Source organism: Rhizobium sp. PDO1-076 (assembly GCF_000247475.1).
Classification (GTDB): Bacteria; Pseudomonadota; Alphaproteobacteria; order Rhizobiales; family Rhizobiaceae; genus Allorhizobium.
In genome coordinates, this window is record NZ_AHZC01000060.1 from 1 (window position 1) to 9,143 (window position 9,143).

At 59.9% G+C, this 9,143-nt stretch carries 8 protein-coding genes; 6 read left to right on the forward strand and 2 right to left on the reverse strand.

Features of this window, described 5'->3' with window-relative positions; genetic code table 11:
• The coding region (locus tag PDO_RS05185) for a dihydrodipicolinate synthase family protein (protein WP_007598752.1) at positions 1-973 on the reverse strand (973 nt) is incomplete at its 3' end.
• A 262-nt stretch (positions 974-1,235) separates the two neighbouring features.
• Here PDO_RS05185 and PDO_RS05190 point away from each other — a divergent pair.
• Genes PDO_RS05190 through PDO_RS05210 form a run of 5 tightly spaced genes read left to right on the forward strand, consistent with a single transcriptional unit; the run spans position 1,236 to position 7,188 of the window.
• Positions 1,236-2,282, forward strand: coding sequence for a LacI family DNA-binding transcriptional regulator (locus PDO_RS05190; RefSeq protein WP_007598753.1), 1,047 nt, complete (start codon positions 1,236-1,238; stop codon positions 2,280-2,282).
• Positions 2,279-3,283, forward strand: coding sequence for a Gfo/Idh/MocA family protein (locus PDO_RS05195; protein ID WP_007598754.1), 1,005 nt, complete (start codon positions 2,279-2,281; stop codon positions 3,281-3,283). The genes PDO_RS05190 and PDO_RS05195 overlap by 4 nt, the downstream gene beginning before the upstream one ends.
• An 11-nt stretch (positions 3,284-3,294) precedes the next feature.
• Entirely contained in the window at positions 3,295-4,908 is a 1,614-nt protein-coding gene (locus PDO_RS05200; RefSeq protein WP_007598755.1) for an acyl CoA:acetate/3-ketoacid CoA transferase, read from the forward strand.
• Complete coding sequence (locus PDO_RS05205; protein ID WP_007598758.1) at positions 4,901-5,680, forward strand: enoyl-CoA hydratase/isomerase family protein; 780 nt, start codon at positions 4,901-4,903, stop codon at positions 5,678-5,680. Before PDO_RS05200 ends, PDO_RS05205 begins: the two co-directional genes overlap by 8 nt.
• The gene (locus PDO_RS05210; RefSeq protein WP_007598760.1) at positions 5,680-7,188 is read left to right on the forward strand and encodes an aldehyde dehydrogenase family protein; all 1,509 of its coding nucleotides are present in this window, start codon (positions 5,680-5,682) and stop codon (positions 7,186-7,188) included. Before PDO_RS05205 ends, PDO_RS05210 begins: the two co-directional genes overlap by 1 nt.
• Before the next feature lie 64 nt (positions 7,189-7,252).
• On the opposite strand, the gene PDO_RS05215 is transcribed toward PDO_RS05210, so the two are convergent.
• Entirely contained in the window at positions 7,253-8,311 is a 1,059-nt protein-coding gene (locus tag PDO_RS05215) for a LacI family DNA-binding transcriptional regulator (RefSeq protein WP_007598762.1), read from the reverse strand.
• A 327-nt stretch (positions 8,312-8,638) separates the two neighbouring features.
• On the opposite strand from PDO_RS05215, the gene PDO_RS05220 reads away from it, so the two are divergent.
• The coding region (locus PDO_RS05220) for an ABC transporter substrate-binding protein (RefSeq protein ID WP_007598764.1) at positions 8,639-9,143 on the forward strand (505 nt) is incomplete at its 3' end.

Below are 9,143 nucleotides of genomic sequence, written 5' to 3' on the forward strand. Positions count from 1 at the left end.
CCTTATAGTACTGCGTTGGAGCCTCGAAGATTTTTCGCGACAAGGGGACTGTGGGTTCGATAACGGCACGGAATGTCTTCGCGTCGCCGCTGGCAAGGCAGGCAAGCGCCTTGGATGCCGAAGGGGCGACCGCATCGAAAATGCCGAGCAAGGCGTGGCTGTGGCGCTTTCCGTCGCCTTCGATCAACTCAGCGTAGTTGAAGTCATCGCCGGTGAAGCAAAGTACGCCTTGCGGCAACCGGTCGCGCAGCGCTACTTCCTTACTGTTTTCCAGAAGCGAGATCTTGATGCCTTCGATCTTGTCCCTGTTTTCAGAGATAATGTTCAGCACGCAGTCGAGCGCTTGTTCAAAATCGCTGCTGCCCCAATAGCCGGCAAGCTGGGGATCGAACATGTCGCCGAGCCAGTGAAGCACGACCTTCTCCTTCGCCTGGGAGAGGATCCGGCCATAGACCTTGATGTAGTCGTCTGCCGACACTGCAACGCGGGCCAGTGCGCGGCTTGCCATCATGATGGCGCGGCCGCCGAATTTTTCCACGTATTCGAGTTGTGTTTCATAGGCGGCGATCACGTCGTCGATTGATCGCGTGTCCGCCGGTGCCAGATGATCCGTCCCGACACCGCAGGCGAGATCGGCGCCCTCGACGGCCTTTGCCTCCGCCAGAGAGCGGCGGATAAGTTCCTGCGCGCCAATCCAGTCCAGGCCCATGCCGCGCTGGGAGGTGTCCATGGCCTCGGCGATCTTGAAGCCGAGGCTCCAGAGATGGTGGCGGAAAGCCATAGTCGTGTCCCAGTCGATCGCGGGCCGGTTCCAGGGGTCGCGATCAATGAGCGGGGCCGAGGCGACATGGGCGGCGGCATAGGCGATGCGATTGAAGCTCGGTCGGCTGGTGGGTTTCTCGATCGGTGTTCCGACAAGCCTGTATGGGGTGGCGGTTCCGTCCGCAGCAGGCAGGTTTAATGTCAGGGTCATGGCTGTTCTCCTCGTCCGTGCCAACCGCCAATAATTTAGATCGTTCCAAATTTCAAGATGGATACTCGCTCAAGTTTGCTAGTCAGTTTGCGGTATGCCGAGTAAATGAGCCGATTTTAGTACATAAATGCATTGTGCGGTAGTTGATTCCTGTCTTTGCTGGGGTGCGGATAGCCAAATATCGCAGCTTGATTTTTCCCTTGACGAATTGGAACGTTCCAAATAGTGAAGATGGACTTGCGAAGGTTCGCGGGAGGAATTGATGAGTGCAGCACGGGTAACCGTCATCGACATTGCGAAAGCAGCGGGTGTTTCCAAGTCCACGGTGTCCCTTGTTCTGCAGGGGTCGTCGCTGGTTAATGAAGTGACGCGCGCCAAGGTGACGGCTGTGATGCGGGAGCTGGGCTATGTCTACAATCGCGGTGCAGCAAACCTTCGCCAATCGAGCGCAAAGTCCAGGATCGTCGGCGTTGTCGTCAATGATCTGACCAATGGCTTCTTCGCTGAGGTCGCGGTTGGCGTCGACATGGTTGTGCAATCGGCTGGATTTGTGCAGTTTCTCGCCAATACAAATGAAAGCGTCGATCGCCAGCTCGAGGTGATCGCATCAATGCGCGAGCATGGCATTTCAGGATTGATCGTGTCGCCGGCGCGCGGCTCGAAGGCTGCGGATTTCAAACCCCTCGTCAATGCCGGAATTCCGGTCGTGCTAATGGTCCGCAACATTCAGGGCTCCAAAGTCTCCTCGATTACGTCTGACAATCATGCCGGTATCTATGCCGCCGTCGAGCACCTGGCCTCGCTCGGCCACAGGCGCATCGCCTTTTTCGGTGGCTTCCCTGATATGTCCATCTTCGACGAGCGTCTGGCAGGTTACCGGGACGGCTTGATTGCAGCCGGTCTTGGTTTTGACGAAGAGCTCGTCTTTCCGTCTGCGCCATCGCGCGCCGGGGGAGTGGAGGCCCTGGGACGTGCCCTGTCCATAGCCGATCGGCCTACCGCCTGCGTGTCGTTCAACGACGCGGTCGCCTTCGGGGTTTGCGACGGCCTGAGGTCCCATCGGCTGGAGCCGGGTGCTGATTTTGCTGTGGTTGGCTTCGATGACGTCATCGAAGCCAAATCGACTGTGCCTGCGCTGACAACGATATCCGTCGATCCGCAAGGCATGGGCCGCCGCGCCGCGCAGCTTCTCCTCAAGCAGATCAATGCCGGGAAGCCGGAACCGGAATCCCTGGTGGGGGCTGTTCGTCTCGTCGTCCGGGAGAGCTGCGGAGCGACGAAAGCTGGTTCTGGGAGTCAAGCATCATGACGATAGGTTGGGGGCTGGTCGGTGCCAGTACCATCGCACGCGAATGGGTGATCGGCGCGTTCCGCGCGACTCGTGGCCAGGTCGTATCGGTGATGAGCTCGGATGCAGAACGCGCCAAAACCTATGCGCGGGAAAATGGGATTGAGCAGTCGACCGCCGATCTGTCTGTTCTGCTGGCCGATCCGGCAATTGCCGCCGTTTACATCTCGACGACCAACGAGAAGCATTGCGAGCAGGCCATTGCTGCAGCCAGGGCCGGAAAGCATGTACTTTGCGAAAAGCCGCTTGCGATGACCCTTACGGATGCGCATGCGATGGTGAAATGTGCTCGTGAGGCCGGTGTCATTCTGGCAACCAATCACCATCTGCGCAATGCGTCCAGCCACATTGCCATGCGCGATGCGATCGCCGCTGGCATGATCGGCCAGCCGCTTGCTGCCCGTGTCTTTCATGCCGTCTATCTGCCGCCGCATCTGCAGGGCTGGCGTCTCGACAGGCCGTCTGCTGGCGGCGGGGTCATTCTCGATATCACCGTGCACGACGCCGACACGCTGCGCTTCGTTTTGGGTCGCAATCCGCTCGAGGTGACGGCATTTTCGCAATCCGGCGGCATGGGCCGGCAAGGCCTTGAGGATGCGGTCATGGGTGTCATGCGTTTTGAGGATGGCATCCTTGCTCAGTTCCACGATGGCTTTACCACCCGGTTTGCAGAGACCGGCTTTGAAGTTCATGGCACGGAGGGCTCCCTTGTCGCCCGCAACGTCATGACCCAGCGTCCTATTGGTTCCGTCATGCTTCGCAATGCTGATGGCGAACTGCCACTCAAGCTTGGAAACCGCAATCTCTACGAGGCGGGCATTGAAGCCTTCCATGCCGCAATTGCCGGCAAGGGCAGGCCGTCGGCTACCGGCGATGACGGCATCTGGTCGTTGGCGACAGGCTTGGCGGTTGTCGAGGCCGCGAGGTCCGGCCGCGCCGTAAACGTTGAAACCGGACTTTGAGTAGAGCCGCCATGAACAAGCATATCACCCCCGCCGCAGCCGCAGACTTGATCCCGGATGGGGTCGTGGTGTCCGTCTCATCGTCAAGTGGCCTCGGTTGCCCGGACGTGATGCTGAAGGCCATCGGTGAGCGTTTTGAGGCTACCGGCCATCCGCGCGACATTACAACGCTGCATCCGATTGCCGCCGGCGACATGAGCGGTATCAAGGGTGTCGACCACATCGCCAGGAAAGGGCTGCTGAAGCGTATTCTCGGCGGCTCCTATCCATCGGGCCCTTCGACAGCAGAGCCGCCGCTGATCTGGCAGATGATCACCGGAAACGAAATACCGGCCTACAACATTCCTTCGGGCATTCTATTCGACATGCACCGCGAGGCGGCCGCCAAGCGTCCGGGCGTCTTGACAAAGGTCGGGCTGGACACATTCGTCGACCCGCGACGCCAGGGATGTGCCATGAATGCGGCCGCCGCCGGCGAGCCGGTGGTGAAGCGCGTTGAATTCGAGGGTGAAGAATGGCTGTTTTTCCCGTCGATCATCCCGCAGGTGGCCATCATCCGGGCAACTACCGCCGACGAGCATGGCAATCTGACCTATGAACACGAAGGCGCCTATCTCGGCGGTCTCGACCAGGCGCTCGCCGCCCGCAACAATGGCGGCATCATCATCGCCCAGGTCAAGCGAATTGCCAAAGAGGGCTCGCTGAAGCCACATGATGTGCGTGTGCCCGGTATGCTTGTCGATTACATCGTGGTCGATCCCGACCAGAAGCAGACGACGCAAACCGTCTACGATCCGGCGATCTCCGGCGAGATCTTCCGTCCGCTGGAGACGTTCAGCTTGCCGGAATTCAACATCCAGAAGGTGATTGCTCGGCGCGTGGCGCAGGAGTTGCAGGCCAATAGCTGCGTCAATCTCGGCTTTGGCATTTCTGCCAATGTACCGCGCATCCTGATGGAAGAAGGTTTGCATGGGGCGGTGACCTGGGTGATCGAACAGGGCGCTGTCGGGGGCGTGCCGCTTCTCGATTTTGCATTCGGCTGTGCGTCGAATGCCGATGCCTACATGCCGTCGCCTTACCAGTTCACCTATTTCCAGGGCGGCGGCTTTGATGCCTCGCTGCTTTCCTTCCTGGAGATCGACAAGCATGGCTCCGTCAACGTTTCAAAGCTGTCCTTCCGCCCGCATGTGACGGCAGGGGCGGGCGGGTTTGTCGACATCACGGCCAGAGCTCGCAAAATCGTCTTTTCCGGCATGTTCAACGCCGGCGCAAAGCTTAGCATCGATGCCGGCAAGCTGGTGATCGAGAAGGAAGGAAAGCTCAAGAAACTGGTGAACGAAGTCGAACATGTCACCTTTTCAGGCAAGCGTGCGATCGAACAGGGTCAGGACATCACCTATGTCACGGAGCGCTGTGTAATGAAGCTGACGCAGGCCGGTATCATGCTGACCGAGGTCGCGCCGGGTATCGACCTTCAGACAGATATTTTCGACCAGTCGGAATTCCAGCTGGCGGTTTCCCCGGATCTCAAGACGATGGATGCGGCGCTCTTTGGCGCAGGCCGTATCGGCCTTGATCTGCCGACCAAGGCGCCCCGTGTTCTGGAGGGTCGTTTCCATGGCTAGCGGTACGGTCCGGATCGATATCGAGGAGCATGTGGCGATACTCACAGTGTCGCGGCCGGAAAAGCGCAATGCGCTCGACCTGGACATGCTGCAAGCGCTCACCGATGCCGCAGACGAAGTGGAGGCGAATGGCCAGATTCGCGCCGCCGTCCTCACCGGTGAAGGCAAAGGTTTCAGCGCCGGCGGCGACATCAAGGCCTGGGGCGGCATGCGGCCGGAAGAATTCGGCCACGCCTGGGTCCGCCACGGTCACCGTGTGTTCGAAAGGCTGGCAACGCTGCGCATGCCACTGATCGCGGCGATCAACGGCGATGCACTGGGCGGTGGTCTGGAGCTTGCCGGTATTGCCGATATCCGGATCGCCGAAGAGCAGATCCGGCTTGGTCTTCCCGAGACTGGGCTTGGCATGGTGCCCGGCTGGTCCGGTACGCAGAGGCTGGTGAAGCGCTTCGGTGCGCAGGCGGTGCGCCGCATGGCACTTGGCGGCGAGATCTTCACGGCTGAACAGGCCCATACACTCGGCATCGTCGATAGTGTGACCGCGACCGGAAACGCTGTTGCCGCAGCGAAAGACTATGCGAGGCGGGTTGCTGATCGCGGTCCTGCAGCGCTTGAAGTGGTCAAGCTGATGATTGCTGTTTCGAGCGGCGAAGACAATGGCGCTGCAGTAGAAGCGCTCGGATCTATTCTGGCGGCAAAGACTGGCGACCTCAAAGAAGGCGTATCCGCATTCAGCGAAAAGCGCCCGCCACATTTCAAGGGAGAATGGTAATGACAGTCCTGGTGCGCCCGAAAGCGCTGAGCGACACGAACGCGCGCGACTTCAAGATGCTGATTGATGGTCAGTGGGTAGAGGGCGGGGATGCGCCAATCGAGCGCGTGGCACCAAGCCATGGCGTCATCGTCAGCCGTTTCCAGGCGGGAAGCAAGGCCGATGCGGAACGGGCCATCGCCGCTGCGCGCAAGGCTTTCGATGAGGGCCCATGGCCACGCATGACCGCTTCCGAGCGTTCCGCCATCCTGCTGAAGGCCGCGGATCTTATCGCCGTGCGTGCCGAAGAACTTGCCTATCTCGATGCGATCGAGGCCGGCAAGCCGATCAGCCAGGTTCGCGGTGAAATCGCCGGTTCCGTCGACATTTGGCGTTATGCTGCGGCCCTTGCCCGCGACCTGCATGGCGAAAGCTACAATACGCTGGGAGATGGCACTCTCGGTGTCGTGCTGCGCGAGGCGATCGGGGTCGTCTCGATTATCACGCCATGGAATTTTCCGTTTCTGATCGTCGGCCAGAAACTCCCCTTCGCTCTGGCGGCCGGCTGTACCACCGTGGTCAAACCATCCGAACTGTCTTCTGGGTCGACCATCGTGCTGGGCGAGATCCTGCTTGAAGCGGGGGTGCCGCCAGGTGTCGTCAACATCGTTACGGGAACCGGCCCGGAGGTCGGCGCCGTTCTCACCGCGCATCCCGATGTTGACATGGTGTCATTCACCGGTTCGACCGGTGTCGGCAAACTGACGATGCGAAACGCAGCAGAGACGCTGAAAAAGGTCTCGCTGGAGCTCGGCGGCAAGAACCCGCAGATCGTCTTTCCGGATTGTGACCTTGACGCTTTCGTCGATGCGGCCGTCTTCGGTGCCTACTTCAATGCCGGCGAGTGCTGCAATGCCGGTTCCAGGCTCATTCTGCACAAGAGCATTGCCGGCGATGTGGTTGCGCGCATTGCAGAATTGTCGAAGAAGGTGCGCGTTGGCGACCCGCTTGATCCGACCACCCAGGTCGGTGCGATCATCACGCCACAGCATCTCGAGAAGATCTCGCGTTATGTCTGCGGCGCGACAGAGAGCGGTGCTGCAATCTCCCATGGTGGCCAGACGCTCGACTTCGGCATGGGCCAGTTCATGGCGCCGACGATCCTGTCGGGCGTGACACCCGACATGGCCGTCGCCCGTGAGGAGGTCTTCGGTCCGGTGCTGTCGGTTCTGACATTCGAGACGACGACGGAGGCGATCAAAATTGCCAATTCCATCGACTACGGCCTTTCGGCCGGGGTCTGGAGCCGGGATTTCGACACGTGCCTAACGGTCGGTCGCAATGTGCGTGCCGGGACCGTCTGGATGAACACCTTCATGGACGGTGCCTCGGAACTTCCCTTCGGCGGTTACAAACAGTCAGGCCTCGGCCGGGAACTCGGTCGCCATGCCGTCGAGGACTATACGGAGACCAAGACGCTGAATATGCATATCGGCAGCCGTACCAACTGGTGGATGCCGCGCGCCTGAGGCGTTTCTGGGAGGATTGGCAATGGCCAAAGTATCTACGCGAAATCGATGGGCAACGGCCGGATCAATGGCCGGAAGTGGCAAAGCCGATCTGCGGCGGCATCAGCAATTGCATGTCCGTCGCATGCGGGTCGGCGATACGACGGATCAGAAGTCGGCCGAGTTGTTCGCCGGCGGCCGTAAGATCCTCGTAGATGGTCTCGACGCCGGGCTGGATATCGGACAACAGTCGCGAGGTTTGTTTCGCGACCATGTCATAGTGCTTGCCAAGCGCCCAACCGGACTCGTTGAGCCCGGTGATCGCCGCCATGGCAGAGACTTCACCGGGACAGATCAGTCCATCCGGGCTGTCCGGCTGCTGCGCCCGGGCGCGAAAGTGGTCGCGCACCTCTCCGGCTGCGGAATCGAGCGTGATGTTGTCAGGAAGTTCATAGGCGACGCCCGCCTCGCGGACAACGGTCATGAACCCATGCAGCATATGCTGGCTGAAGGTCAGGCGGCGGGAAGGCAGGATGATCGTCAGCTTTTGCCGTCCCTTGGCGATCAGGCGGCGCGCTGCCTCGTAGGCGAAGGCATAGTTGTCGTAGTCGACATAGGGGTGCGGCGTGGAAAACTCCGTGCGGCCGTGGCTGACAAAGGGAAAGTTGTTTTCCAGCAGCAGGCGCACACGAGTGTCGAGCTGTTCCGTGCGGGTGAATATCAGGCCGTCGGCGAGATTGTTGCGAACGATGTAGTCGACCGCCTCCACATTCGACGTGTCGACGAAATTGGGCATGACGATCAGATGATAGGCCGTACCTTGCAGGGCCTTCGTGAGTCCGTACAGCAGGGATGTGCCAAAGCCGAGGATTTCCTCATGCGGATCGAGCAGGACGCTGATGACATTGGTGCGGCCAGTCTTCAGGCGTTGCGCTGCCCTGTCCGGCGAATAGCCCACGCTGAGGGCCACTTCACGCACCCGCTTGCGAGTGTCGTGATTGATGAGCGGGTCGTCGGAAAGAGCCCGCGAAATGGTGGTGACCGCCAGGCCGGTAAGCTCGGCAATCGTTCGAAGCGTCGGCCTGCCGGACCTTTTTCCGGTCGTCGGCTGCCTGCTGGTCGGGGAGGTTATTTCTTTCGGCACGCGGGTACTGCTTTTCGGATGAAATTCGATGTGACGATAGCGCGAGACCCGTGCTCGGACAATGCGTCCTGCGTAGAATTTAAAACGTTTCCAATTCTTCACGCTTCGTCAGTTGTTCAGCGCGAATTTGCTGCATTGCGGCAAGTTAATCATGATCTGATGTGATTTCGAGGCCAATTGGAGATCTTGACTCTGCGCAATTTGTAACGTTTTAAATTGGTTGGCGGCACATTGCCGTGGGAGGAGTTGCCGACTGTTCTTATCGACGGTTGGCTTGGGAAAGCGGGGAATTGTCCCGCGATGTTGACTTGCAAACGGGAGGATACGATGCGCAAGTTTTTGATGACGACGGCAGCAATGGCATTGGCACTGGGAGTGACGCACGGCGGTGCCCGCGCGGCCGAAGGCGTAGAGGTTCTGCACTGGTGGACATCGGGCGGTGAGGCTGCGGCGCTCGACGTTCTGAAAAAGGATCTGGAAGGTAAGGGGATCGCTTGGACCGATATGCCGGTTGCCGGCGGCGGCGGCACCGAGGCGATGACCGTCCTGCGCGCCCGTGTGACGGCCGGCAATGCGCCGACCGCCGTACAGATGCTCGGTTTCGACATTCTCGACTGGGCCAAGGAAGGTGCACTCGGCAATCTCGATGACATCGCGGCCAAGGAAGGTTGGGACAAGGTCATCCCGACGGCACTCCAGCAGTTCTCGAAATATGACGGACACTGGATCGCAGCGCCGGTCAACGTTCACTCGACCAACTGGGTCTGGATCAACAAGGCGGCCCTTGATAAGGCGGGCGGCAAGGAGCCTGCCAACTGGGACGAGCTTGTCG

Coding starts and splice junctions, on each gene's coding strand:
- PDO_RS05190 (WP_007598753.1), top strand. CDS start 1,236: ATGAGTGCAGCACGGGTAACCGTCATCGACATTGCGAAAGCAGCGGGT.
- PDO_RS05205 (WP_007598758.1), top strand. CDS start 4,901: ATGGCTAGCGGTACGGTCCGGATCGATATCGAGGAGCATGTGGCGATA.
- PDO_RS05195 (WP_007598754.1), top strand. CDS start 2,279: ATGACGATAGGTTGGGGGCTGGTCGGTGCCAGTACCATCGCACGCGAA.
- PDO_RS05200 (WP_007598755.1), top strand. CDS start 3,295: ATGAACAAGCATATCACCCCCGCCGCAGCCGCAGACTTGATCCCGGAT.
- PDO_RS05210 (WP_007598760.1), top strand. CDS start 5,680: ATGACAGTCCTGGTGCGCCCGAAAGCGCTGAGCGACACGAACGCGCGC.